The sequence below is a fragment of the Tatumella sp. UCD-D_suzukii genome, assembly GCF_000611875.2.
GTDB classification, from domain to species: domain Bacteria; phylum Pseudomonadota; class Gammaproteobacteria; order Enterobacterales; family Enterobacteriaceae; genus Tatumella; species Tatumella ptyseos.
Genome location: NZ_JFJX01000024.1, coordinates 1 through 710 on the forward strand (window position 1 = coordinate 1; position 710 = coordinate 710).

At 43.2% G+C, this 710-nt stretch carries 1 pseudogene; it reads right to left on the reverse strand.

Features of this window, described 5'->3' with window-relative positions:
• Window positions 1–710 (reverse strand): annotated as a pseudogene (locus CG67_RS18280) (attachment protein); the annotation flags it as partial.

Here is a 710-nt window from a genome sequence, read left to right on the forward strand (position 1 = left end):
CAAAATGTAAGACAATACATAACCCAAGAAAGCATTGATTTTATATCGCCTAATTTATCGCAACCTATCTCAATTTGATAAACAGAACCAGAAAACATAACAGAATTACTACAGCCATGACCAGTAGGAATAGACGGCCTTAGAGCGCCTTCATTTAAAAATGATTCCCAAGCACCGCCATGAGAATCTTTATCAATAGTTAATTGAGTTTTAGCTTGAGCAGTTGCCAAATCAAACTCTGAATCACCATCACCATAATGACCAGTATGTTGCTCAGGGTCAGCAAATTTACCAGCACCGCGAACTAGATTATTTAAATTATCACCAAGAGAAGTAATATTATTTTGAGTCTGCTCATCAGCTGATCGCTTGTCATCTGTAGAAGTATCATCTTCGGTAAGTTTATCCTTGATGCCCTCTGACAAATCAGGGGTTGCCGTGTTAACGCCCTTAGCAACAGCAGAAGCTACTTGATCCTCAGTTAGTGACTTACCGGACGTGCCACCGGAAGAACCTCCAGAGGAGCCACCCGTATCAGAACCGCCAGAAGAGCCACCAGTATCAGAACCACCAGTATCACCGCCACCAGTCTCAGAACCACCAGTATCACCACCAATATCGTCAGTTGGTTGTGATTGACTCTCACCAGACTCAGGAACGTAACCTGTAGGCTTCCAAGTCGCAGCACAGACCGTTTTAGCGTTATTACA